The sequence below is a fragment of the Brachybacterium vulturis genome, assembly GCF_002407185.1.
GTDB lineage: Bacteria > Actinomycetota > Actinomycetes > Actinomycetales > Dermabacteraceae > Brachybacterium > Brachybacterium vulturis.
This window is the reverse complement of record NZ_CP023563.1, coordinates 272129-296677: the sequence shown is the minus strand read 5'-3', so window position 1 is coordinate 296677 and position 24549 is coordinate 272129. Positions and strand designations below refer to the sequence as shown.

Genomic DNA, 24549 nt, shown 5'->3' with positions numbered 1-24549 from the left:
ATACCTAGATAGACCGATATGCCCGAATTTTCGAGCTTTGGTGGTCCCGGGCCCTGCCCGTGGGTAGGCTGAGGAAGAGGAGTGCAATGACGTTGCGGTGGCCCCTGTCCACGCCCTCGTATGCCCAGGTCAAGCGGATCGCGGACGCGCTGGCCGCAGGAGGAGCGCTCTTAGTACTTTCGCCGGTGATGCTGGGCACCGCGCTCCTGGTGAGGGTGAAGCTCGGGCGGAACGTGCTCTTCCGTCAGGATCGTCCCGGCGCAGACGGTCAGATTTTCGAGATCCTGAAGTTCCGCACGATGCTTGATGCGGATCCGGCGAACGGGCTGGTGACGGACGCCGATCGCACGACGCCCTTTGGCGACCGGCTGCGCGCCACCAGCCTCGATGAGCTGCCGAGCCTGTTCAACGTGCTCCGCGGTGAGATGAGCCTGGTCGGTCCGCGCCCATTGCGGACCCGGTACCTCGATCGGTACTCGCTCGAGCAAGCGCGGCGGCACGAGGTGCGGCCGGGGCTGACAGGGCTCGCGCAGATCTCGGGACGGAATTCGTTGTCGTGGGATGACCGCTTCGATCTGGATCTGGAGTACGTCGAGACCCGCAGCGCGATGGTGGACCTGATGATCCTGCTCGGCACGATCCCGAAGGTTTTCCGTCGGGAAGGCATCGTGGAAGATGGCCAAGCCACCTGTAGCGACTTCTTCGGACCGCGGCGCCTCGGAGCGTACGAGATCCGACCGGGCGACGAGCACTCGGACGGCCGCCACTGGGACGTACTGAACCGCAGCACCGGGTCGGTCTTGGCTCGGTGCGAGATCGACCATGCCGAGGGCGGTGCCGCCGACGCTGAGATCACCGTCGATCCGGAGGCGGAGGACCAGGAGCTGCTCCACCACCGCACCGTCGAGATGCTCGCGGGGATCGGTCGCGAGCTCGGGCTCGGGGAGCTCCGGTTGGCGATGCCACCGGACGGCTCAGTCCACTCCGTCTGCCTGTCGAGTTCCGTGGCCTTGGGCACGGTCGTGGCGGACGATCCCTCAACAGTCCGAACGTACTCCATGGAAAGGAGGGGGGATGCCTGAGCATGCCACTGTCGTGATCGGTTCGGCCGGCCGGCGTCTGTACCTCGTCGACTGGTTCCGCGAGGCGTTCACCGCACTTGGTCTCGACGGGCGGGTGGTCGTCACCGAGAATGATCCGACCAGCTCTGCGGCGTCCTACGGGGACATCGCACGTTATCTGCCGAGGTACACCGATCCTGCCTACGGCCCCGCGCTCCTCGACGTTGTCGAGGAGCTGCGACCGTTGCTGTACGTCTCCGTGAACGATTACGAGCTCATGCACCTCCACGTGCACACCGATCTCGCGCAGCAGCTCCGCGGCCGCGGGGTGCTCGTGCCCGGGGTGTCCCCGGAGTGGCAGCGCGGTTGTGCCGACAAGCTGCAGATGGCGAGGCTGCTGGACAAGATCGGGGTCCCGACCCCGCTCACCCTCCTTGGGGGGAACCGGGACGGCATCGCAGATCTCGCCCGACGCGTCGACGAGGTCGTCGTGAAGCACCGTTTCGGCAGCGGGTCTTCGGGGCTGGCCCTGGTCCCAACCCATGCCGTGAGGGGCGCTGTGGACGATGCCGTCCGCACCGCTCCCGTCGCGAGGGGCCGTGCGCCGACCGCGGACGACGTCGTGGTCCAGCCGCGACTGACCGGAGTGGAGCACGGTGTTGACATCGTGGGCGACCTGCACACACCGGGCGAACTCAGTGCCGTCCTCGCCCGCAGCAAGCTGCGGATGCGCGCCGGGGAGACCGACAAGGCCGTGACCGTCGACCCCGGGCCATTCCACCGCAATGCCGCGCTCATCGCACGGGCGGCGGGGCTCACGGGCCTCATCGACGTCGACATGTTCCTCGACGCCGCCGGCGAGGCCTCGGTCATCGACATCAACCCGCGCTTCGGCGGCGGCTACCCGTTCGTGCACCTTGCCGGCGCCGATGTCCCCCTGTTCTACCTGGCCCGTGCATTCGGCTTGGAGGCGGGGGAGGCATGGCGCGATTACGGGCTCGGGGTCCTGTCGGCGAAGTACGAGAGTGTTCGCGTCACCGTCGGTTCCGAGAGGAACCTGCCGGACGGTCTTCCCGTCAAGCACAGAAGATGAGTGGAGGTTCGAGAGTGAAAGCACTGTACGGAATCACGGTCGGCGGGAGTGCCAACAGTCTGCTGCGCGGCCAGTTGGCATGGCTCAGGGCGAGGGGCTGGGAGATCGTGCTCGTGACAAATCGCGATGAGCGGGCGAAGAAGGCGGCCCATAGGGAGCAGGTGACGCTGCGAGAGATCCCGATGCGGCGGAACATGTCGCCCCTCCGCGATCTCACGGCCTTGGCCCGATGGGTTCGCACCCTGCGAATCGAGGCTCCCGACGTGGTGAACGCCAGTACCCCGAAGGCAGGGCTGCTGGGGATGGTCGCCTCCTGGATCATGCGGGTTCCCCGACGCGTGTACGTTGTCCGGGGTCTTCGGCTGGAGGGCGCAGAGGGACTCGGCGCGCTGGTGCTGTGGGTCGTCGAGTGGCTGACCATGCGGGCAGCCACAGACATCGTCTTTGTCAGCAGATCCCTCGCCGAGGCCACCTTCGCCAGGGGGCTCGGTCGCCGCTCACGGGCGTGGCTCATCGGTGCCGGAAGCAGCAACGGAGTCGACGCTGCCTCGATCGCACGACGGGCGCAGGAGAGCGATGGGGTAGCGATCCGTCGGCAGCTCGGCGTGGCCCCGGAGGCCTTTGTAGCGGGCTTCATCGGGCGAGTCACCTCCGACAAGGGGGCCGACACCATAGCCGAAGCCGCGGTGGATCCGACGCTCGACCCCCGGTGGCACTTCCTCGTCGTCGGATCGGTCGAGGATGAAGGCATCGCGGCGCGGCTGGATGGAGCTTCGTCCGTGACTCGTCTCGACTCCATGGACGCCGTGTGGAGTCTTCTGTCTGCCATGGATGTCCTCGTCCTGCCGACGCGTCGCGAGGGATTCCCGAACGTCGTCCTGGAGGCGGCGTCCGCGCGGACCCCGGCGATTACGACGAGAGCTACAGGTGCTGTGGACTCTATCGTCGACGGAGAGACCGGACTGCTCTTCCCGTTCGGTGATGTGGGCGCCCTGGTCGCCATCCTCGATGATCTGGCGGGCGATCCAGATCGGATGGAGACCATGGGTAGGGCCGCCGAAGCCCGTGCATTCCGCGACTTCGTGCCAGAGGACATCTGGGAAGGGGTGCACCAGATCATGTCTGGAAACGTAACCTCCTCCCGGGTCAGCAGACTCGACCGGCCGCTAACAGCGGCACCGATCGGTGATCACAGGTGACTCTCGTTCCGGTCGCCGGACGGTGATGAACGACGAACCCTGCCGCCAAAACAGGGGAAAAGGGATGACGGACACATCGGTGGAGAGCAGGCGCACGCTTGAACGCACTCCGCCCTCGGACGAGCTGCACATGGATAGTTGCCTACGGATCGTCCGCAGGCAGTGCTAGTGTTCCTCGGCACGACTTGGTCGCGGATCCGGGCATCCCGCACGCGGCGCATGGGTGTCACGGGCGTGTGAGCACCTCGCTGCACGGCATCAAGTGCTCACCGGACCGCGTGGTACAGGCGGAGGCGTCGACACGACGGCTTCCTGGCTCGATCTACGGGGGAGTCGCTTTCTCGCACAGCTGTTCCCACTCAGGAACGAGCATCCGTCTGGAGTGCCGCAACCGCGGACATCTTCGTCGCCGGTGACGCGCATCTCAGTGATCGCGCGGCCGACATGCCGACGACGCAGGGATCTTCTCCTCCCACGTCGAGCCCATGCACTGCGCTTCGGCGGAGGGCCCCAAGCCGGACTGGGTGTTTCGCGTCGACTGGATCGACTCACCCTCCGCTCCCTCCGACCTTGGCTACCGTAGCCTCATCAGCCGTATCCCCCGCAACCTGCTGAAGCCAGGAGGTGGCAGCTGGGTGAACAGCTCGCGGAGCTAGGTCTCGTCCGGCGGGAGCGGGTTGTCGAACAGCGTGATTCCGGCGGGGTCGGGTCAGCTCAGAACCCGTTGCTGATCGACCTCGGAGACGCCGGCATCGTCCGCCCCGCCACGGGACCGGAGTGGCGTAGTGCCACCCGCCGAGGCTCACCGCCCTCGTAGTTCTCGAACTCTGCCGACGACGGCGAGCGATGCGAGAAGTCGCGCCGTGGTCAGTACGGCCAGAATCAATCCTGCGGCGGCGACTGTCGGTGAGGAAAGCAGGATCGCGCAGATTGCGACGGCGGCCAACAGCGCCACGACGGCAATGCCGAGCTCAGCACCGTACTTATTCAATGCCATCAGCAGCGGGCTTACGGACGTGATCGCGGCGAGGAGGAGGATCGTGACCCCGATAGGCAACATTTCCAAACTGCTCACACGGAAGGCTTCGCCGTAGAGAAGGCGAATGAATAGGGGGCCAATGAAAATGATCCCAAGGCAGCCGGTCATCCCGACGCTGCACATGATGGCTAAAGCGCGTTTAAATGTGGCGCTCAGTCCCAATATTCCTTTGCGGCGGTATATGTCGGCGTAATCAGTGACTGCCACCTGCGCCACAGAGTTGTACAGGAGATTCATTGCCGTTATAAAATAGTAGATGACCGCAAACCGGCCGACAGTCTCGCTAGATCCGAACACGGTCAAAAATAGAATAGGTAGGTATGTCGAGAGAGAGATCAGCGATTGTGCGAAACCTAGAGGCCAAGCCTTGCGTACTATGTAACCGTAGTCCCCCTTGGACCCTCCAAGCCCTTTTCGAAGCTCCTCGCGGAAGGTTGCAGGCGCCAGACCGATGCACACCGCAAGCGATGTCGCTGCAACGATCCATGCCATGTGCGCTGGAGTTATGTCCAGAAGAACGGAAATCATCACTGCAGCGACGATTCCGAGTCCCTTCAGGATCATTCCTGCGGCGATGACGTACATTGCGTTGCGCGCCTGGAGGCTCGCCATCTCGATGTCGATCACGAGCTCGAGGACTCGGATCGTCAAAATTGCCCAGACAAGTCCTTGCTCGACATCCGGGAGGATGATCGCTATCAGAAGCAAGGCTATGGCTGTGGCGGCCAGTGAACTGATCGCGCGAAGCGTGATGTAGGGGCCGAAGGCTATCCGTCGATGTGCCGTGATGTACAGGCTGCGCATTCCGAATTGGGCCAGGATGAAGACCGGCCCGGTGACGGCAAGCAGGCTGGCAAACTCTCCGGCGCCCGCTGGACCCGCAAGGCGCGCAAAAGCCCACATCAGTACCCACTGGCTGAGTGCCCGTGAGATCAGACCGGCTAGAAGCGCAGGCTGCCGGAACCTCTTCTTCCACTTCGGCGCACTGCGACTTCGTCCGCCCTCCGTGGAACGGGAGGGCGTCGAGTCTTGCGCATCGTCGATCATTGGCGTCGCACCAGGTGAAGGTTCTAGGGAGGAATTGATCGTGTTCATCGCGGGCCGCCTGAATGGTGCGGTCGCACGTGGGTACCACGTCGCACCCCTTGCTCGCCCCCGGCTTGGGGAGTTCCGCGCACGGCGCGAAGAGGGGGAGCTGGGGACGGTTGCGGTCTGTGGGGATCGGCGTGGTCGGAAGCCGGGTCATGGTGGTGCTGGCGGTCGCTGGCAGAGGACAGTAGACCCGACGCCAGGAAGCCGACGAGGATCCATAGGAACGTGTTGCGGACGCCGTTGTGCGTCATGCCGTAAGCCAGCATGCTCGCCGTGATGTACATCCCGGCAAGACCGCTTCTCTTCACCGTGAACGCCAGGATCCCCAAGAACAGCAGGATGCCGATCGCGCCGTACGACATCATCAGATTGCCGAGCGTCGAATGGATCTCAATCTCCGAGCCGAATCTGTCGAATCCGCCTTCGCCAGCTCCAAAAATCCAATGTTCTGGGTGCAGCAAGATTCTGCTGTAGCCACGAGACCCAAGGGAGCCGTCGTCCTCGGACGCATTAAATCGGTCGGTGACAGTTTGTACGAGCGGGTGATTCTTGAGCCAGGCCAGGCGAGGGCCGACGGCGATGGCACACGCGCCGAACAGCAAGGTGCCGGTGCGTAGGCGGTTGTGCGGCCGTCCGGATCCGGCGGGGCCAGCGACAGCGAGTCCGAGCAGCAGGATGCAGGTGGCCAGGATGGCAGCCTTGGAGAGAGAGGCCACTACGGTCAATGCGCTAAGAACGAGGCCCACTCCGATCGCGAAATTCGATACGGCTGCAATTCGGGGGGCCGCAAGCAGGAGCGCGGCGCAGAGGAGCGCGTAGTACCCCAGCTGATTGGGGTTGTTGAAGCTTCCTGTCGCGCGAGCCCCGCTTAACCCGCCTGCGGCAAGGATTATGACTACTTGGATGGCGAGGCCAGCGAGGATGCCGGCGACCATGGAGTACGTGACGGTCGTTGCATACTGCCTGAGGGCCAGCAAGATCCAGACCAGTGCGACGACGTTGTATGTCAGGTAGGCGCTGCTGAACAGGAATCCGGTATCGCCATTTGTTAGCAGCATCGCAATCAGGTTTATAACTGTCGCGTAGTATGCTAAAAGAATTGCCAGTCGAGAGACGTCTGCGTCTGGGAGCAGGTGCCTGCGGTCATGGAGTGCTGAGACGAATGTTTGCATGATGGTGGCCATCAGGATGATATCAGAGACCTGAGGGAGCCCACTATCCCAGAAGTAGAACGGCTTGAGCGTAAAGAACAGAAAAATCCCTACAGGAAGGAACGCGGGAGTGGTGGCATTCCGCAATTCGCACGAAATGTTCATTCGATATCCTTCCTGGAGGTGTGCAGAGTGTCGGTCGTCGATTGACGCGTTATGAACCGCCGGAGTGCTACTCGGAGCGCGTGCGAATCCACTCCCAAGTACGGCTGATCCCAGTACGCAGACCAATCGGCTCCACTGATGGGAAGGCTGCCTGCAGGGCGGAGTTCGCAGCCTGGGAGTGCGGCACGTCCCCGGTCCGCGAGGCACTATGAGTCACCTCGGGTCGGATCCCGGTGATTTCCTCGATGACGTCTACAAGGGCGAGCAACGAGATGTTCGTGCCAAACGCAAGGTTGATCGGCTCGGGGTGGCTGGCACGTCCTTCTACGCTCTGCATCAGCACGGAGCACACTGTGTCCACGAAGGTGAAGTCCCGGGATTGAGTGCCGTCGCCGTGCATCGGTAGAGGTTCACCCTTCGCCAGCGCGTCCAGGAATATTGGAATGACTGCAGCGTATGCGTGATCTGCGCGCTGTCCGGGCCCGTAGACGTTGAAAAAGCGGAAGGCAGTGGTTGAAAATCCAAAGGATTCCTGGTAGGCGAGGACATACTGCTCGCTGGCGAGCTTCGTTACGGCGTAGGGGCTCAAGGGCCTCACCCATTCCCTTTCGGACTTCGGGAGGGCGGGGTTCTTCCCGTAGACCGAGCTGGAGGAGGAATAGGTCAGCTGAGTGACGCCGCGGCGGCGCATCACTTCGAGCAGATTCAGCGTGCCGTTGATGTTCGCCTCGTGGCTGGCGAGCGGGTTCTGGACGCTGCGCGGCACACTGCCGAGGGCTGCGAGGTGAACCACGGTGTCGACCTCCCCTAACGCCTCGTCGACCGCGTCAGCATCAGTGATCGATCCGTGTATGAATCGAGTGCGGAATGGATCGACGTTGTCCTCATGGCCGGTGGACAAGTCGTCAATAATGGTGACGTCGTGCCCGGCATCCAGTGCGTGCCGAGTCAAGTTCGATCCGATGAAGCCGGCGCCGCCGGTGATGAGAATGCGCATGTTGTTCCTCGTACGGGTGCGGAGTGTCAGAGGGAGAGATCGGCATCGCCAGCCGGAAGGACCTGCTTCAGGTCATAGACGATCCCGCCCGGCTTCACGAACGAGCGCACCCAGGTGCTGCCCTGCTCGAGGAACTCTCGATGCGCCACGGCGAGCACCACCGCGTCGTACTCGCCGGCTCCCGGTGTTTCCTCGACTTCTACGTTGAGGTGTGCTCGGGCCTCAGCAGGGTCGCACCACGGGTCGTGGACGATCACCTCGGCGCCGTACTCGGTGAGTTCCTTCGTGATGTCCACGACTCGAGTGTTGCGCAGGTCGGGCGTATTCTCCTTGAAGGTCAGGCCGAGCACCAGTACTCGCGAGCCGCAGACCACGGTCCGGGTCTTGGTCATCGCCTTGATCAGTTCACTAGCCACGTACGGTCCCATCGAGTCGTTGATCCGACGACCGGCGAGAATCATCTCCGGGTGGTAGTCGATCTCCTTCGCCTTGTGCGTGAGGTAGTAAGGGTCGATCCCTATGCAGTGGCCTCCCACCAGCCCAGGCCGAAACTTCAGAAAGTTCCACTTCGTCCCGGCCGCCTCGAGAACCGCACGGTTGTCGATGCCTAGTTTGTTGAAGAGCATGGACAGTTCATTGATCAAGGCGATGTTCACGTCGCGCTGGATGTTCTCGATCACTTTCGCCGCTTCGGCTACTCGGATCGAGGGCGCGCGGTGGGTGCCGGCTTCGACGACAAGCTGGTAAAGCTGATCGACGAACTCCGCGGCCTCGGGGGTGGACCCCGAGGTGACCTTCATGATTGTGGTGAAGCGGTGCTCAGCATCCCCTGGATTGATCCGCTCGGGGCTGTACCCGAGGTAGAAATCCTGGTTCAGCGTGAGGCCGCTGGTGCTCTCGAGGATCGGGGAGCATTCATCTTCCGTTGCGCCCGGATAGACTGTGGATTCGAAGATGACCACGTCGCCGCGATTCAATGTCGGCCCGATCGCCGCCGAGGCCGCGAGTATGGGGAGTAGATCGGGAACCTTGTGGCGATCGACTGGAGTCGGGGTGGTGACGACGTAGACGTTGCAGTCGCGCAGATCGTCCGCAGAGCTGGTGAAGCTCAGGCGGGTGGAATCGCGGAGCTCTTGGTCGCTGACCTCGAGGTTGGAGTCGTTCCCGGCGGAGAGCTCGGAGACACGACCTTCATTGATGTCGTAGCCGACCACATCGATCTTCTGGGCGAAGCCGACAGCCAAGGGCAGCCCGACGTATCCAAGGCCGACGACGGCCATCCGCGTAGTGGCGGAATTGTGAAGCATGGAGATCCTTTCAGAGTTGCGCCGAGCGCGGTGGCGAGTGCCGCTGGGGTCAGCGGGAACTTGTCGGGAGACGGTGTCGGAGGGCGGGGATGATCTCGCCGCATGCACGATGCACCTGAGCGAAGCTTTCGGCGTATGCCTCAGGGGAGAGCCCGTAGGGGTCTGGGATGCTGTTTCGGGCGCCGGGGCGGAGGCATTTCCGGCGTAATGGGGTACATGCCTGGACCAGATCCTGCAGCGACGAGAAGGTGGCGTTCTGCGGGAGAGATTGCGCGATGCGAGCGAATTCCAGGAGAGTGAACGTTCTTCTGATCGCCCGAGGAGCAGTGCGCAGGACCCAGGAGCGCTGCTGCTCGGTCATCGTGAGCAGAAGGGTGGCCTGCTGCGCGACGGATCTGTCGAGCTGCTGCCCGAGCCGGTGCGGAAAATCACCGATCGTCCCCCTGACGTAGGCGATTGCCTCGGGAGCCGGGGGGTGGCCCAGCATCGCGTGAGTTCCGGCGCTTCGGATCATGAGTCCGTTGCTCTCGAGGCCATCGGAGAGCAGCGCTTCTGCGACAGGAGATCGACAAATGTTTCCCGTACAGATGACGAGGACGGACTCCGAGGTCATCCCCGGGATCCTGTCGATTCGGTCTCCCTGGACAGAGTCTTGGCGAGCGGCTCCGACGTCTCGGCACGACGGTCCCCCAGGGAAGAGGATTCTCGGGATGACGAGGTGTCTGCAGGCTGGAGCTCCTGGCGCGGAGACGTTGCTTCCCGCAGGAGGGCCAGGGTCTCCGCGCGCGCGGCCATCGCGACGCTGCTCTCCGAGTCGATGGCGTACTGATAACGCTGGGTGTATACGTCGTGGGCACGGCGAGGGACGCGGTTCAGCAGAACGCCGAGGACGTCGGAGTCGATCGTCGTGAGCTTCTCGAGAGCGGCGCGGAGCTGCGGCTTCCGGACCAGCCCGCTGCGAGCCACGATCAGAGTCCCGCCCACGATGCGCGAGAGGACCGCGGTGTCGGTGACGGACAGGAGCGGTGGGGAATCGATGACCACGTAGTCGTATGCGGCCATCGCAGTGTCAAGCGTCCTTTGCATGGCGATGCTTCCGAGCATTTCGCTGGGATTCGGGGGGATCGGTCCCGCGGTAAGGACCTCCAGGCCTGGAGTCTCGAGCGGCTGAGTGACCTCGGAGAGATCGGCCTCCCCGATCAGTACTGTGGTCAGGCCGACGGTGGCTTCGAGTCCGAGGTACCGAGAAAGCGACGGACGCCGCAGGTCCGCCTCGATGAGGAGGACGCAGTTCCCTGCCTGGGCCAGTACATGAGCCAGATTGATCGCAGAGCTCGACTTTCCCTCATTTGCCAATGACGAGGTGACGAGAATGCTGTTCGATGCTGCGTTGAGTCCCGTGAATCGGAGATTCGTTCGCAGCTCGCGATAGGCCTCCGCTTCGACGCTGTGCGGTCGGTCGCTCATGACGAGCGGTGCTTGCTCTGAATCTCGAACTGCCTGTACGGAACCGATCACCGGCATTGCGACGCTCTTCTCGACGTCTTCCGTAGTCCGTACTCGGTTGTCCGAGAGCTCCTGGGCCACCGCAACGGCGAAGCCTGCCATGATTCCGAGCAGGAGGCCAAGAGCGATGTTCCGGGGAACGCTCGGGCTCGCCGGCGCTGAGGGCGCATCTGCCGTCGATACAACCGTCAGCTTGACCGTCGACCCGCTGGTGGTTGTCGACAGCTCAGCGACGACGGCACGCAGGCTCGCGGCTGTGGAGTTCGCGATGTCCGCAGCGAGGTCCGGGGTCGTCGAGGTCACTGTGATCTCGAGGATGAGTGTGTCTGGCGGTATCGAGGTGTTGATGTCCTCGGCGAGCTCGCGCGATGTCTTGTCGAGTGCAAGCTCTTCGATGACCGGATCGAGGACCATCGGACTGGTCGCAAGATCGGCGTACGTGGTGATCTGCTGACTCGCGAAGTCGACGCCGCCATTGAGCTCGGCGATGCTGCTCTCCGTCAGAGTCTGTATGAACAGTCTGTTTGTGGCTTCATATCGAGGAGTCTGCAGCAACGTCACCAAGGCTGCTGCGAGCAGGATCAGCAACGCGGTGAGGAGCGCGGAGAGCCAGCGCTTCCGAAGTACGGCCAAGTACTGCTGAATCTCCACGAGCGCCCCTTCGATCTGCGGTGTTGCAGCTGTTCCCCCGGGCCGTGTACCACCAGTCAACTGTGCTGTCCGTGGAGCGACGGGCCCGGCTTGCGTCTACCGGAGCGAGCATAGCGTACAAATCACCCTTCTGGGGCAATTCGGACATTACGGGTACAGTCGGCACGGACTCCAGCACCTCGTCTCGCGGTGCTTGAGCTCCGCTGATTCGATGGTTGGCTCGAATGAGGACGCGCTGACGGTCCGAAGCGGTGGACGAGGCCGGCCCCTGGCTGCCATGTCCGGCGTCCGGGCCCGTGTGCTGGAGCTGTGCAGATTTGATCTGGCTGGAACAGCCACTCCGAGGTGTCGGGCGGGGGCGAAGATCCGCCAGATCGCAGTCTCGGACGCGACCTGCGGCAAACTCTGCAGATAGCTGAAAGGAACACATGAGGACCTCGCGGAAGTCTACGTCTGCAGGGCGGGGCAGTTGCTCCGGGTGGCTTGTGCTGGCCTCCTGCCTCGTCGCATTCGTTCTATGGGTCTTGCTCACTGCGTGGTGGGGCAATCGTGACGCCTCGGCGAGCCTCGGCTACCTGGCTGCCCCGTTGCTGCTCGGCGGAGGCGCCATTGTCGGGTGGCTATGCGCACTCCGCAGCCAGGAGGTCTTCGCCGTCGTAGCGGCGGCGGGAGCTGTCTTGCTGGCAGTGGCCGCAGTTCCGTTCTACAGCAACGCGGAAGCAACGGCAGGCGTGCAGTTGGTGGCGCTGAGCGGTCTGCTGGCTACGGGGACTGTTGCTTCATCACGGGCTACGGCTGCAGGCAGTGGAAGAGCGATGTTCGCGGGGGCGATCGGCGTGGTGGGTGTTGTACTCGCCGCCCGAGCTCAGGCTGCCACGCTTCTGGTCGTCCCGGTCGTGATCCTGATCGTTTTCGCACTGCGCAGCGGAGGGTTTTCGTCGCGCCGCAGAGTTCTTGGTGTCGGCATGGGCAGCGTCGGCGCGGCGATTCTGGCCGTCGCTTCGCTTGCAATCCTGCCGACGTGGCCGCAATGGCTGAGCCGCCCCAGGAGCCTCAGCGGAGCGCGGCACCGCCTCTGGGGCGACGCCCTCACCCTGTGGCGCGAGCACCCGGTCATCGGCGGAGGTCCTGGATCCTTCCTCGAGCACTCGGAGACCGCGCGCTCCGCTCCGCACCTCTATGCCGCCCACTCCTCGGTCCTCCAGGTCGCCGCTGAGCTCGGCGGCGTCGGGGTGGTCCTGTTCCTCGCGGTGCTGGTCGCGGGGGCCTTCGTCGCCAGTCAGGGCGACCGCGCTCGCGGGTTGATCGGGGTGGCTGCCTGGTGCGCGCTGGCGGTGCACTCGATGATCGACCACCTGTACGAGTTCCCGATCGTCTGCCTGTTGGCGGGGCTGGTGATCGGTTGGGCGGGCTCCCGCGAGGTACCCGGGGCCGCCGCCGCGTCGCCACCTCCACGGCCAGGTACAGAGAGCTCTTCACGCGACCTCGCGTGACCGCGCATGAACCCTCGTGGCGGCCGCAGGAGACGCCGCGTCGCGCGGGTTCACACGGGCACACGATCCTTCGCCCCGACGGCAGGCAGCCCGTAGCTTCCCCACCATGTCCGTTGCCACCACCACTCTGCCCGAGCTCGAGCGCACCGCCCCGGTGCGGCATCGCCCTGCGCTCAGCTACGAGCTGTTCCCCGCCCGGTCCGACGTCTCCTTCGAGCGGTTGCGAGAGACCATCACGCAGCTCGAGGCGACCGCCCCCGACTACGTCTCGGTCACCAGCCGCACCGGTCACGGCAACCTGGGCCGCGTCCTCGAGCTCACCGAGCACGTGCTCGCCGAGACCAGCCTGCGCCCGCTGGTGCACCTCACCTCGATCGGGTCCACCCGCGCCCAGCTGACCACGATCATCCACGCCCTGCTGGACCGCGGCGTGCGCGGTCTCCTCGCCCTGCGCGGTGATCAGCCCGATGGGCACCGCCTCGAGGACGACGAGATCCCTTTCGCCCGTCCGCTGATCGAGCTGATCCGTGACATCGAGCGTGAGCGCACGGCGGGGCTCGCCGGCGGGCGGGTCAGCGTCGGCGTGGCCGCCTATCCCCACCGGCATCCCGAATCTCCCACCATCAGCCATGACACCGAGGTCCTGGTCGCCAAGGAGCGGGCCGGTGCGGATTTCGCCATCACCCAGGTGTTCTTCGATCCTGACGTCTACACCAGATGTCTCGATCGTTCCCACGCCGCGGGGGTCCGCCTGCCGCTCGTGCCGGGACTGGTGCCCGCCACGAATCCGAGGCGCCTGCAGCGCCTGGCCGCGATGAGCGGTGTCGAGCCGCCGCGGGAGCTGCTCCACCAGCTGGAGCTCGCCGCCGAGGAGACCGAGCGCCGCCGGATCGGCATCCGGTTCACGGTCGATCTCGCCCGGCGTGTGCTCGACGCGGGCGCCCCCGGGCTGCACCTGTTCACCTTCAACCAGCACGCCGAGGCCCTCGACGTGCTCGACCATCTCGACCTGGACCGCTGGTCCACCACCTCGCAAGGAGACGCCCGATGACCCTCGAATCCACTCCGCTCCCCGCCGCCACCCCCGTCGGCTACCCCCGCATCGGGCCCGACCGCGAGCTGAAGAAGGCCGAGGAGGCCTACTGGGCCGGCCGCATCGACCACGCCGAGTTCGCCCGCCGCACCCGCGCGCTGCGCCGCGCCACGCGTACTCGCCTCACCACCCTGGGCCTGGATGCCGCGGCCGCCGCCCCGGAGTCCTTCTCCCTCTACGACCAGGTGCTGGACGCCGCGCTCGCGGCCGGCATCGTCCCCGATCGCTTCGCCTCCGTGGTGACGGCAGACGGCACCGTCGACGACGACGGCCTGTTCGCCCTCGCGCGCGGCACCGCCGAGCAGCCGCCGCTGGAGATGACCAAGTGGTTCGACACCAACTACCACTACCTGGTCCCCGAGATCGGGCCTGACACCGACGTCCGCCTCGCCTCGACCCGCGTGGTCGATCTGTTCACCGAGTCCCTCGAGGACGGCGCCGGCACCCGTCCCGTCCTCGTCGGCCCCCTCACCCTGCTGCTGCTGGCCAAGGCGCAGGACGGCGCCCCCGAGGGCTTCGACCCGCTGGAGCGTCTCGACGAGGTGGTGGCCGTGTACGCGCAGCTCCTGACGCGGCTCGCCGCTGCCGGTGCGCCCTGGGTGCAGCTCGACGAGCCCGCGCTCGCCGCCGATCAGCGCGTCGACGCGACCGAGCTCGCCGAGCTCCTGCAGCGCTCGATCAGCCGCCTCGCCGCGCGCTCGGACCGACCGCAGCTGCTGGTCACCACACCGTACGGCGGCATCGGCGACCTGCTGCCGACGCTGCTGGCCACCGGCGCGGAGGCCGTGCACGTGGACCTCACCCGCGGCGAGCTGCCCACCACGGCGCAGCTGGCCGGCGTGGACACCGTGCAGCTGGTCGCCGGGCTCGTCGAGGGCCGCTCCGTGTGGCGCACCGAGCTGCCGACGGCCGCCGCGCGCCTGGCCGAGCTCCGCGCCCGGGTCACCGCGGCCGGGGGAGATGCCGCGGCGGTCGTCGCCTCCACCTCCGTCTCCCTCCAGCACGTCCCCCACACCCTCGAGCTCGAGACCTCGCTGCCTGCCGAGCTCACCGCCACCCTCGCCTTCGCGGACGAGAAGATCACCGAGCTGGTCACCCTCGCCGGCGGTCAGGTCGAGGCGGGCACCGTCGACGGCCCCCGCTCCGTGCCCCGCGCCTTCGAGGGCGTCCGCGTGGACGCCGTGCGCGAGCGCGCCGCCGCGGTGACCCCCGCCGACACCGAGCGTGCTGAGCACGCGGTGCGGGCCGAGGCGCAGCGCCGGGCGCTGGGCCTGCCAGACCTGCCCACCACCACCATCGGCTCGTTCCCACAGGTCGCTGAGGTGCGCGCGGCCCGCGCCGCCCACCGTCGCGGCACGCTCGACGCGGCCGGGTACGAGCAGGCGATGAAGGACGAGATCGCCCGCGTGATCACACTGCAGGAAGAGCTCGGACTGGACGTCCTGGTCCACGGCGAGCCCGAGCGCAACGACATGGTCCAGTACTTCGCCGAGCACCTCGAGGGCTTCGCGACCACCGAGCACGGCTGGGTGCAGTCCTACGGCTCCCGCTGCACCCGCCCCTCGATCCTGTTCGGCGACGTGCACCGCCGGGCGCCGATCACCGTGGACTGGTCGACCTACGCCCAGTCGCTGAGCCCGCATCCCGTCAAGGGCATGCTCACCGGGCCGGTCACCATCCTCGCCTGGTCCTTCGTGCGTGACGACCAGCCGCTCGGGGACACCGCCGCCCAGGTGGGACTCGCGCTGCGCGATGAGGTCACCGACCTCGAGGCCGCCGGGATCCGCATCGTGCAGGTCGACGAGCCGGCCCTGCGCGAGCTGCTGCCCCTGCGCGATGCCGAGCATGCGGATTACCTGGACTGGTCGGTGCGCTCCTTCCGCCTCGCCACCTCCGGAGCGGCCGCGGCCACGCAGATCCACACCCACCTCTGCTACAGCGAGTTCACCGTGGTCCTCGGCGCGATCGACGCCCTGGACGCGGACGTCACCTCGATCGAGTCCGCCCGCTCCCGCGGCGAGATCCTCGAGGCCGTGGAGCCGGGAGCCTTCCTCCGCGGCATCGGCCCCGGCGTGTGGGACATCCATTCCCCGCGCGTGCCCGGCCCGGCGGAGATCGCCGAGCAGCTGCGCCGCGCCCGCGCCGTGGTCGACCCCGGCCGGCTGTGGGTGAACCCCGACTGCGGCCTGAAGACCCGCGGCTACGCCGAGACCGAGGCCAGCCTGCGCCACCTGGTCCAGGCTGCCCGCGAGGTGCGTGCGGAGGCAGAGGTGCGCGCCGGGGTGTGAGCGCGCCGTCGGCGGGGCAGGGCGCTGTGCCACCCTGGCTCCATGACCCTCCCCGCCGACAGCCACGTGCACAGCGAGTTCTCCTGGGACACCGGCGGCCCGGACAGCCCCGCCCGCGGGACCATGGAGGCCACCTGCGCCCGCGCCGTGCGCATCGGGCTGCCGGCGCTGTTCTTCACCGAGCACCTCGATCTCGAGACCGCCTGGTTCACCGACCCCGAGGACTTCGGCGACCACGAGCGGCACCTGGTGGCGGCGGACGGGATCGTCTCCGTGCCCCGCTTCGACGCCGACGGCTACTTCGAGGCCATCGAGCGCTGCCGGGCCGCGTTCCCGTTCCTGCGGATCGGCACCGGGCTCGAGGTGGGCCAGCCCCACCTCCGCCTCGAGGCCGCCGCGAACGAGCTGGACCTGACCCGATTCGACCGCATCCTCGGCTCCCTGCACACCCTCGAGTTCGAAGGCCGACGGGTCGAGCCCAGTACCCTGTACCGCCGGCTCCCCGCAGAGGAGGTGGTGCGACGCTATCTCGCCGAGATCCCTGACCTGGTGGCCGGTGACGAGCCCTTCGAGATCGTCACCCACCTGGACTACGCCCTGCGCTGCTGGCCCGAGGAGGAGGAGGGGCCGTTCGACCCGCGCAGCCTCGAGCAGGAGCTGCGCGGTGCGATGGCCGTGATCGCCCACAGCGGCCGCGCGCTCGAGATGAACACCCGGCGGCTCTGGCCCTGGATGCCGCAGTGGTGGGCCGAGGAGGGCGGGCGCACGATCAGCCTGGGCAGCGATGCCCACACCCCCGCGGCACTCGCCCACGGCTTCCCCGAGGCGGTCGCGATGGTCGAGGCGTTCGGCTTCCGCGCCGGCCGCGACCCGCGCGAGCTCTGGCGGCGCTGAGCGGGCACTGAGCGGGCACTGACCAGGGAGCGCTCCGCCACTCGCCGGCCCGAGCCGCGCCGGGCCCGGGACGTGCCCGCGGACCCCTCCGCCCCGTATCCTCGTCGGGGCGGCTCCCATCCGGGACCCGTCATCCCGGAACGGCACGATGCCCACCCCCGCATCGGGCGCCGACAGCGGGAGCACGGTGCTCCGGTCAGGAGCACGGACGAGGAGGTCTGATGCGCGCACTGCGCAAGGTCGCGCCCGGAGCCGGGCTGGAATGGACGGACGTCGAGGAGCCCGGCTGCGGGCCCTGGGATGTGAAGGTGCGGGTGCTGCGTGCCGGGATCTGCGGCACCGATCTGCACATCCTGGACTGGGACGCCTCCGCCGAGGCCATGTGCGACACCGTGCCCTTCACTCCGGGCCACGAGTTCTACGGCGAGGTGGTCGAGGTCGGTGAGGAGGTCACCGATGTGCGCGTCGGCGACCGCATCTCCGGCGAGGGCCACGTGGTGTGCGGGGTGTGCCGCAACTGCCGCGCCGGCCGCCGCCAGATGTGCATCCGCACCCGCTCCCTCGGCGTGCAGCGCGACGGCGCCTTCGCCGAGTACGTGACGCTCCCGCACCAGAACGTGTGGGTGCACGAGCATGACGGGGGCGAGGAGCTGATCAGCCCCGAGCTCGGTGCCGTCTTCGACCCGCTCGGCAACGCCGTGCACACCGCCCTGAAGTTCCCGGTGGTGGGGGAGGACGTGCTGATCGCCGGCGCCGGCCCGATCGGACAGATGGCCGCCGCCGTCGCCCGCCACGCCGGGGCCCGCTACATCACCATCACCGACATCTCCCCGCAGCGCCTGGCCATGGCCGAGGACTGCGGCGCCGACGTGGTGCTCGACGTCGCCGATTCCCGCGTGCGCGACGCCCAGCGCCGCCTGGGGATGCGGGAGGGCTTCGACGTGGGACTGGAGATCTCCGGACAGGCGCGAGCGCTGCAGGAGATGATCGAGAACATGAACCACGGCGGTCGGATCGCGCTGCTGGGCCTGCCCTCGACGCAGTTCGAGATCGACTGGACCATGGTCGTCACGCGGATGATCACCCTGCAGGGCATCTACGGTCGGGAGATGTTCGAGACCTGGAACGCGATGTCCGCGATGCTCAGCACCTCCGAGACGCTCCGCGCCGCCATCACCCGCACCATCACCGACGTGCTGCCCGCGAGCCAGTGGGAGCGCGGCTTCGAGATCGCCAAGGCCGGCACCGCCGGCAAGGTCGTGCTGGACTGGAGCACACTGGACGGCTGACCCCTCGCCCGCCGCATGCTGTCTCGTCACCCCCGCCGCCCCCTGGAAGGATCTTCCCATGTACACCGCCCTCAAGGACCAGCTGACCGCCGAGCTCGCCGAGATCGAGCAGGCCGGGACCTTCAAGCACGAGCGCGTCATCTCCACCGCCCAGGGCAACCGGATCACCGCCGGTCCCGTCGGTCGGGACGGCGCGGAGGTGCTGAACTTCTGCGCCAACAACTACCTCGGCCTCGCGGACGATCCCCGCCTGCTCGAGGCCGCGAAGAAAGCACTGGACGAGCGCGGCTTCGGCATGGCCTCGGTGCGGTTCATCTGCGGCACCCAGGATCTCCACCTGCAGCTCGAACGCGCCGTCTCCGACTTCCTCGGCACCGAGGACACGATCCTGTTCTCCTCCTGCTTCGATGCCAACGGCGCCGTGTTCGAGCCGCTGTTCGGGAAGGAGGACGCGATCATCTCCGACGCCCTGAACCACGCCTCCCTGATCGACGGCATCCGCCTGTCCAAGGCCGCCCGCTTCCGCTACCGCAACGCGGACCTCGAGGACCTGCGCACCCAGCTCGAGGCGGTCGCGGCGCTGCGCGACGGGAAGGGCGCCCGCCGCACCGTCATCGTCACCGACGGCGTCTTCTCGATGGACGGCTACCTCGCCCCGCTGCCGGGCATCTGCGACCTGGCCGAGGAGTTCGGTGCGCTGGTGATGGTCGACGACTCCCACGCCACGGGCTTCATGGGCGCCAGCGGCGCCGGCACCCCCGAGCACTTCGGGGTCTCGGACCGGATCGACATCTTCACCGGCACCTTCGGCAAGGCGCTCGGCGGTGCCAGCGGCGGCTACGTCTCCGGCCGCGCAGACATCGTGGCGATGCTGCGCCAGAAGGGCCGCCCCTACCTCTTCTCGAACTCGCTGGCCCCGTCGATCGTGGCCGCCACCCTCACCGCGCTCGAGCTGGTCGAGGGCAGCGGTGAGCTGCGCGAGACCCTGTTCCGCAACGCCGAGCTGTTCCGTCGGCGGATGAGCGAGGAGGGCTTCGAGCTGCTGCCCGGCGAGCACGCGATCGTGCCGGTGATGTTCGGGGACGCGGCGCTCGCGGCCAGGATCGCCGACGCGATGCTCGACAGCGGCGTGTACGTCACCGCCTTCTCCTACCCGGTGGTCCCGCAGGGCAAGGCCCGGATCCGGGTGCAGCTCTCCGCCGCGCACACCGAGGCGGACGTCGAGACCGCGGTCCAGGCCTTCATCGCCTCTCGCGCCGCGGTCACCGGCTGACCTCCCGCGCCGCCGACGGCCGCTCACTCGCCCAGCCGCATCCATGGGCGCTGAGCCAGCATGGAGGGCCGTATATGCGGACGTGTGCTGGCTCAGCGCCGGTGGATGGCACGCCCCGGAGCTTGGGGGCGTCAGCCCAGCCGCATCCACGCATCGGTGCGCACCCGCAGGCCCAGGCTGAGCGCCCGCAGCACCATGAACAGGAAGTTGCAGGCCAGCCACAGCATCGCCAGGCCCAGGGGCCCGGCCGGTGACCACCACGCCACGGCGATGGCGCCGGGCATGATCGCCACGGCGATCAGGGCGCCGACCTTCGCGAGGTAGGGGGCATCGCCCGCGCCCATCAGCACGCCGTCCAGCACGAACACGTATCCGGCCACGGGTTGGGCGAGCACCAGCACCCACAGGGCGGCGCGCAGGTTCTCCTGCACCGCGACGTCGGGCGTGAACCAGCCGGGGACCACGTAGCTGGCCGCCAGCAGCAGCACCGATACCGCCGCGCCGCCGCCCACGCCCCAGCTCATCAGCCGCCGGGTCACCGCATGCACGGTGGCCGGGTCCGAGGCGCCCAGGTAGCGGCCGGTCAGGGCCTGGCCCGCGATCGCCAGGGAATCCAGCGCGAGGGAGAGCGCCGTGAACACCGTGGTGGCGAGCTGATGGGCGGCGAGCTGCACCTCGCCCAGGCGGGTGGCGACCACGGTCGCGGCGATCACGACCACGCGCAGCCCGAGCGTGCGCACGAACATCGGCACCGCATCCCGGCCCACGGCCACCAGGTTCCCCAGGTGCGGGGTCAGCGGGATGTCCTCCTGGCGGGCGCGGTGGACGATCACCCCCAGCAGCACGGCCACCATGCCCCACTGGCATACGACGGTGCCGAGCGCGGAACCGGCGATCCCCAGGTCCAGGCCGAAGATGAGCACCGCGTTCAGCGGGATGTTCACCAGCGCCCCGCCCACGGCCACCACCAGCGGCAGCTTCGCGTCCTGCAGGCCGCGCACCAGCCCGGTCGCGGCCTGGACGGCCAGCATCGCCGGCAGTCCGAACGCGCTGAGGCGCAGATAGATCAGCGCCTCCGCGAGGACGTCCGGGGAGGGACCGAAGGCGGCCAGCAGCGGCTGACCGGCCAGCACCAGCAGCACGGTCGACAGCGTCCCGACGACCAGCGCGAGCCAGCAGGCGTCGATCCCGCGCGAGATCGCCTCCCGGGTGCGGCCGGCACCGAAGGAGCGGGCCACCGCCGCCGTCGTGGAGTAGGCCAGGAAGATCGCCAGGCCCACGATCGTGGTCAGCACCGTCGAGGCCAGGCCCAGCCCGGCCAATGAGGTGGTCGAGACCCGGGCGATGAAGGCCGAGTCCGTGAGCAGGAACAGCGGCTCGGCCACCAGCGCACCGAGGCTGGGGATCGCCAGGTGCAGGATGTCGCGGTCGACGGTCTTCCGGGCGCGCTCCTGACGGGGGGACTCATCGGGGGAGGGGGAGGCGGACACCCCCCTATTGTGCGGCCCGGTCACCGACGATCGTCGGATCCGAGTTCGCAGACAGTCGTGAGAGAGTTCCCGCGGAGGACTCGGCGCCCGCCCTCGGGCCGCGGCGGCGGGCCGCATCGCCCGATCACGCGCCGCCCGCGTCGCGCACGACCCCTGAGGAGCAGGATGAATCGCCTGTCCACGCTGAGCCTGAACAACAGGTCGTTCATCGCGCTGGTGTGCATCGCCGTGTCGATCATCGGCGTGTTCGTGATGTCCACGATGCGCCAGGAGCTCATCCCCTCGGTCTCGCTGCCGCAGATCCAGGTGATGACCACCGCTCCCGGTTCCTCCTCCGAACAGGTGAAGGACCGCCTCACGGCACCGATCGAGCAGTCCCTCAGCGGGCTGGAGAACGTCGAGGGGACCTCGTCGACCTCGCAGGCGGGCCTGTCGATGGTCACCGTCGAGCTCACCTACGGCACCGACATCGCCCGCTCCGCCAACCAGGTCGACGCCGCCCTGACCCGCATCGAGGGACAGCTGCCGGAGTCCGCGGATCCGCAGGTCATCTCCGGCGGCACCAGCGACCTGCCGGCCGTGGTGCTGTCCGTCTCCTCGGACCTGGACCCTTCCGACCTCGCGTCCCGGCTCGAGTCCTCGGTCACCCCGGAGCTCGAACGCGTCACCGGGGTCTCCTCGGTCGCGGTGATCGGCGCCCCCGAGGAGATCGTGCGGATCACCCCGGACCAGGACGCCCTGGCCGAGCACGGCCTCACCGAGGACGACATCACCACCGCACTGGAGGCCAGCGGCCTCTCGCTGCCCGGCGGCTCCGTGGTGGACGGCGAGCGCACCCTGGACGTGGTGCTCGGCCAGAGCCTGGACACCGTCGAGAGCCTCGAGCAGATCGTGCTGATCCCGGACGGGAGCGGGCAGCAGGCGCAGCAGCCTGCCGAGCCGGTCACCCTCGCCGAGGTCGCGACGGTCGAGCGCACCACCGAGGAGCCCACCTCGATCTCCCGCACCAACGGCCGGGAGTCGCTGGTGCTGATGGTCACCGCGACGGTCGACGGCAACGTCGTGGATGTCTCCGAGGGCGTCGAGGCGGTCCTGGCCGACACGCTCCCGGGCGTCGGCGGCGACGCGAAGGCCGATGTCGTCTTCGACCAGGCCCCCTTCATCCAGGAGTCCATCATCGCGCTCGCCGAGGAGGGCCTGCTGGGGCTGCTCTTCGCCGTCGGCGTGATCCTGCTGTTCCTGCGCCGGGTGCGGCCGACGGTGGTCACCGCGATCTCGATCCCCACCTCGCTGCTGATCGCCTTCATCGGCATGTACGTCACCGGGTACACGCTGAACATGCTGACCCTGGCGGCGCTGACCATCTCCATCGGCCGCGTGGTCGACGACTCGATCGTGGTCATCGAGAACATCACCCGCCACCTCGCCTACGGCAAGACCAAACGCCGGGCGATCCTCGACGCAGTGGGGGAGGTCGCCGGTGCCATCACCGCCTCGACCCTGGCCACCGTGGTGGTGTTCCTGCCGATCGCCGTGGTCGCGGGGATGGCCGGGGAGCTGTTCCGGCCCTTCGCCCTCACCGTCGGCATCGCGATGCTGTCCTCGCTGCTGGTGGCGCTGACCATCGTGCCGGTGCTGGCGTACTGGTTCTTGAAGCTGCCCACGGGCCAGGACGACGTCGACCCCGATGACGTCGCCCAGGTCACCGCGATCCGTGAGCAGGCGGAAGCGAAGGAGGAGCGTAGCTGGCTGCACCGGATCTACGCGCCGGCGCTCCATCTGGTGGTGGACACCCTGCCGCGGCGCCTGGTCACGCTCGCCGTGGCCGTCGGGGTCCTGGTGGGCACCGTGTTCCTGATCCCGCTGCTGAACATCAGCTTCCTCGGCGATACCGGGCAGAACATCGCCTCCCTCACCCAGACCCTCCCGGCCGGCACCAGCCTCGAGCAGTCCTCGGACAAGGCCACCGACAGCGAGGAGGCGCTGCTGGAGATCGACGGCGTCCAGACCGTGCAGACCACCATCGGCGGCGGCCAGTTCGGCTTCGGCGGCGGCAGCTCGAACGAGGTCAGCTTCTCGATCACCACCGCCCCCGATGCCGACCAGGAAGCCCTGCTGGACGAGATGGTCCAGGCCCTCGAGGCTCTGCCGGAGTCCGGCACCGTCGAGGCCGCGGACGTCGCCTCGCCCACGGGCTCCAGCTCCGTGGACATCCTCCTCACCGGCCCCACCGCCGCGGACCGGCAGGCCGCGAACGACGCGCTCCTCGCCGAGCTCGACCCGCTGCCCGACGGCGTGGCCGAGGTCAGCAGCGATCTGCAGGCCGATCAGCCCACCGCAGTGGTCACCGTGGACCGGATGGCCGCCGCGCAGCGCGGACTCACCGAGGAGGCCGTGATCGGCATGGTCGCCCAGCAGATGTATCCCGGCGCGATCGGGACCATCACCCTGGACGACAAGGAGCTGGACATCTTCGTCGCCGGGGGCGAGAGCGTCGACACCTTCACCCAGCTGCAGGACCTGACGCTGAGGGGGACGATCCCGCTGCAGGATGTCGCGTCCGTCGAGGAGGAGCTCTCACGCCCCTCGATCTCCACCCAGGACTCCCTGGAGACGGTCACCATCTCCCTCACCCCGGCAGGGGAGGACGTCGGGGTGGCGACCGATGCCGCGAACGATGCGATCGAGAGCGCCGAGCTGCCCGAGGGCGTCGAGGCGAGCCTCGGCGGGACCGCCGCGGACATCGACGAGACCTTCGGCCAGCTGGGCATCGCCATGCTCGCCGCGATCCTGCTGGTGTACGTGCTGCTGGTGTGGATCTTCAAGTCGCTGATCCAGCCGCTGATCCTGCTGGTCTCGATCCCCTTCGCCGCCACCGGTGCGCTGGGGCTGCTGGTGGTCACGGGCGTCCCGCTGGGGCTGCCCTCGATGATCGGCCTGCTGATGCTGGTGGGCATCGTGGTCACCAACGCGATCGTGCTGATCGACCTGGTCAACCAGTACCGACGCCGCGGGATGACGCTCGAGGAGGCGCTGCACCTGGGCGCGGCCAAGCGACTGCGCCCGATCCTGATGACCGCCGCCGCGACCATCTTCGCGCTGGTCCCGATGGCGCTGGGCCTCACCGGCAACGGCGGCTTCATCGCCCAGCCGCTGGCCGTGGTGGTCATCGGCGGTCTGATCTCCTCGACCCTGCTGACCCTGGTGATCGTGCCGGTGCTCTACCGGATCGCCGAGGGTCCGGGGGAGCGGAAGCGGGTGCAGGAGGAGGCGCGGCTCGCACAGCTGCGGGAGACCCGCGGACGGCGCGCGGCCGGCGCCGCAGACGGGGGCGACATCTCCTCCGGCGCCGCGGTCACCGCCGTGCACGCCGATCAGGAGCGAGGATCGCGCCGGTCCCTCCGGGAGCGGGGCGGCGTCGTCGGCATCGTGAAACGGCGCCTGCGCCGGGACTGACCCGGAGGCCCG

Annotated in this window: 17 protein-coding genes; 10 read left to right on the top strand and 7 right to left on the bottom strand. The window is 67.7% G+C overall.

Annotated features, from left to right (window positions below):
• Positions 1-86 precede the first annotated feature (86 nt).
• The 3 genes from CFK38_RS17710 to CFK38_RS01295 are packed head-to-tail and all read left to right on the top strand — an operon-like array spanning position 87 to position 3353.
• Positions 87-1082, top strand: coding sequence for a sugar transferase (locus tag CFK38_RS17710; RefSeq protein ID WP_096801450.1), 996 nt, complete (start codon positions 87-89; stop codon positions 1080-1082).
• Positions 1075-2154 (top strand): ATP-grasp domain-containing protein, encoded by a 1080-nt coding sequence (locus CFK38_RS01300; protein ID WP_157773305.1) that lies wholly within the window; start codon positions 1075-1077, stop codon positions 2152-2154. The genes CFK38_RS17710 and CFK38_RS01300 overlap by 8 nt, the downstream gene beginning before the upstream one ends.
• Positions 2155-2168: 14 nt before the next feature.
• A complete protein-coding gene (locus CFK38_RS01295; RefSeq protein ID WP_172895756.1) occupies positions 2169-3353 on the top strand; it encodes a glycosyltransferase in 1185 nt (394 codons plus the stop codon).
• An 802-nt stretch (positions 3354-4155) separates the two neighbouring features.
• Here the strand turns inward: CFK38_RS01295 and CFK38_RS01290 are convergent.
• The 6 genes from CFK38_RS01290 to CFK38_RS01265 all read right to left on the bottom strand — a co-directional run bounded on the left by CFK38_RS01290 (position 4156) and on the right by CFK38_RS01265 (position 11261).
• On the bottom strand, positions 4156-5487 hold the full coding sequence (locus CFK38_RS01290; protein WP_157773304.1) for a lipopolysaccharide biosynthesis protein: 1332 nt from the start codon (positions 5485-5487) through the stop codon (positions 4156-4158).
• Entirely contained in the window at positions 5484-6800 is a 1317-nt protein-coding gene (locus tag CFK38_RS01285) for an O-antigen ligase family protein (RefSeq protein WP_096801446.1), read from the bottom strand. Before CFK38_RS01285 ends, CFK38_RS01290 begins: the two co-directional genes overlap by 4 nt.
• A gap of 67 nt (positions 6801-6867) precedes the next feature.
• Positions 6868-7797, bottom strand: a complete 930-nt coding sequence (locus CFK38_RS01280) for an NAD-dependent epimerase/dehydratase family protein (protein ID WP_096801445.1) — start codon at positions 7795-7797, stop codon at positions 6868-6870.
• Between the two features lie 26 nt (positions 7798-7823).
• Positions 7824-9104, bottom strand: coding sequence for a nucleotide sugar dehydrogenase (locus tag CFK38_RS01275; RefSeq protein ID WP_096801444.1), 1281 nt, complete (start codon positions 9102-9104; stop codon positions 7824-7826).
• 49 nt (positions 9105-9153) lie between these two features.
• Positions 9154-9717: an arsenate reductase/protein-tyrosine-phosphatase family protein gene (locus CFK38_RS01270; RefSeq protein ID WP_096801443.1), complete on the bottom strand. Its 564-nt coding sequence runs from the start codon at positions 9715-9717 to the stop codon at positions 9154-9156.
• Positions 9714-11261: a tyrosine-protein kinase domain-containing protein gene (locus CFK38_RS01265; RefSeq protein ID WP_172895755.1), complete on the bottom strand. Its 1548-nt coding sequence runs from the start codon at positions 11259-11261 to the stop codon at positions 9714-9716. Before CFK38_RS01265 ends, CFK38_RS01270 begins: the two co-directional genes overlap by 4 nt.
• Before the next feature lie 815 nt (positions 11262-12076).
• Here CFK38_RS01265 and CFK38_RS17025 point away from each other — a divergent pair.
• The 6 genes from CFK38_RS17025 to CFK38_RS01235 all read left to right on the top strand — a co-directional run bounded on the left by CFK38_RS17025 (position 12077) and on the right by CFK38_RS01235 (position 19591).
• A complete protein-coding gene (locus tag CFK38_RS17025) occupies positions 12077-12754 on the top strand; it encodes an O-antigen ligase family protein (protein WP_157773303.1) in 678 nt (225 codons plus the stop codon).
• Between the two features lie 106 nt (positions 12755-12860).
• The gene (locus CFK38_RS01255) at positions 12861-13805 is read left to right on the top strand and encodes a methylenetetrahydrofolate reductase (protein WP_096801440.1); all 945 of its coding nucleotides are present in this window, start codon (positions 12861-12863) and stop codon (positions 13803-13805) included.
• Positions 13802-16135, top strand: a complete 2334-nt coding sequence (gene metE, locus CFK38_RS01250) for a 5-methyltetrahydropteroyltriglutamate--homocysteine S-methyltransferase (protein WP_096801439.1) — start codon at positions 13802-13804, stop codon at positions 16133-16135. The genes CFK38_RS01255 and metE overlap by 4 nt, the downstream gene beginning before the upstream one ends.
• A 42-nt stretch (positions 16136-16177) precedes the next feature.
• The gene (locus CFK38_RS01245; RefSeq protein ID WP_096801438.1) at positions 16178-17029 is read left to right on the top strand and encodes a PHP domain-containing protein; all 852 of its coding nucleotides are present in this window, start codon (positions 16178-16180) and stop codon (positions 17027-17029) included.
• 221 nt (positions 17030-17250) lie between these two features.
• Positions 17251-18318 (top strand): L-threonine 3-dehydrogenase, encoded by a 1068-nt coding sequence (gene tdh, locus CFK38_RS01240; protein WP_096801437.1) that lies wholly within the window; start codon positions 17251-17253, stop codon positions 18316-18318.
• A gap of 58 nt (positions 18319-18376) precedes the next feature.
• Complete coding sequence (locus CFK38_RS01235) at positions 18377-19591, top strand: glycine C-acetyltransferase (RefSeq protein WP_096801436.1); 1215 nt, start codon at positions 18377-18379, stop codon at positions 19589-19591.
• A 131-nt stretch (positions 19592-19722) separates the two neighbouring features.
• On the opposite strand, the gene CFK38_RS01230 is transcribed toward CFK38_RS01235, so the two are convergent.
• Positions 19723-21081, bottom strand: a complete 1359-nt coding sequence (locus tag CFK38_RS01230) for an MATE family efflux transporter (RefSeq protein ID WP_245851176.1) — start codon at positions 21079-21081, stop codon at positions 19723-19725.
• Between the two features lie 165 nt (positions 21082-21246).
• Between CFK38_RS01230 and CFK38_RS01225 the strand changes: the two genes are divergently transcribed.
• Positions 21247-24537 carry an efflux RND transporter permease subunit gene (locus CFK38_RS01225; RefSeq protein WP_096801434.1) on the top strand — a complete coding sequence of 1097 codons (3291 nt, stop codon included), beginning with the start codon at positions 21247-21249 and terminating at the stop codon, positions 24535-24537.
• Positions 24538-24549 lie beyond the last annotated feature (12 nt).

What these genes read in the sequence shown, in the direction of transcription:
- CFK38_RS17025 (WP_157773303.1), top strand. Translation starts at nt 12,077, where the DNA reads ATGTTCGCGGGGGCGATCGGCGTGGTGGGTGTTGTACTCGCCGCCCGA.
- CFK38_RS01245 (WP_096801438.1), top strand. Translation starts at nt 16,178, where the DNA reads ATGACCCTCCCCGCCGACAGCCACGTGCACAGCGAGTTCTCCTGGGAC.
- CFK38_RS01285 (WP_096801446.1), bottom strand. Translation starts at nt 6,800, where the DNA reads ATGAACATTTCGTGCGAATTGCGGAATGCCACCACTCCCGCGTTCCTT.
- tdh (WP_096801437.1), top strand. Translation starts at nt 17,251, where the DNA reads ATGCGCGCACTGCGCAAGGTCGCGCCCGGAGCCGGGCTGGAATGGACG.
- CFK38_RS01300 (WP_157773305.1), top strand. Translation starts at nt 1,075, where the DNA reads ATGCCTGAGCATGCCACTGTCGTGATCGGTTCGGCCGGCCGGCGTCTG.
- CFK38_RS01290 (WP_157773304.1), bottom strand. Translation starts at nt 5,487, where the DNA reads ATGAACACGATCAATTCCTCCCTAGAACCTTCACCTGGTGCGACGCCA.
- CFK38_RS01275 (WP_096801444.1), bottom strand. Translation starts at nt 9,104, where the DNA reads ATGCTTCACAATTCCGCCACTACGCGGATGGCCGTCGTCGGCCTTGGA.
- CFK38_RS17710 (WP_096801450.1), top strand. Translation starts at nt 87, where the DNA reads ATGACGTTGCGGTGGCCCCTGTCCACGCCCTCGTATGCCCAGGTCAAG.
- CFK38_RS01235 (WP_096801436.1), top strand. Translation starts at nt 18,377, where the DNA reads ATGTACACCGCCCTCAAGGACCAGCTGACCGCCGAGCTCGCCGAGATC.
- CFK38_RS01225 (WP_096801434.1), top strand. Translation starts at nt 21,247, where the DNA reads ATGAATCGCCTGTCCACGCTGAGCCTGAACAACAGGTCGTTCATCGCG.
- CFK38_RS01270 (WP_096801443.1), bottom strand. Translation starts at nt 9,717, where the DNA reads ATGACCTCGGAGTCCGTCCTCGTCATCTGTACGGGAAACATTTGTCGA.
- metE (WP_096801439.1), top strand. Translation starts at nt 13,802, where the DNA reads ATGACCCTCGAATCCACTCCGCTCCCCGCCGCCACCCCCGTCGGCTAC.
- CFK38_RS01255 (WP_096801440.1), top strand. Translation starts at nt 12,861, where the DNA reads ATGTCCGTTGCCACCACCACTCTGCCCGAGCTCGAGCGCACCGCCCCG.
- CFK38_RS01280 (WP_096801445.1), bottom strand. Translation starts at nt 7,797, where the DNA reads ATGCGCATTCTCATCACCGGCGGCGCCGGCTTCATCGGATCGAACTTG.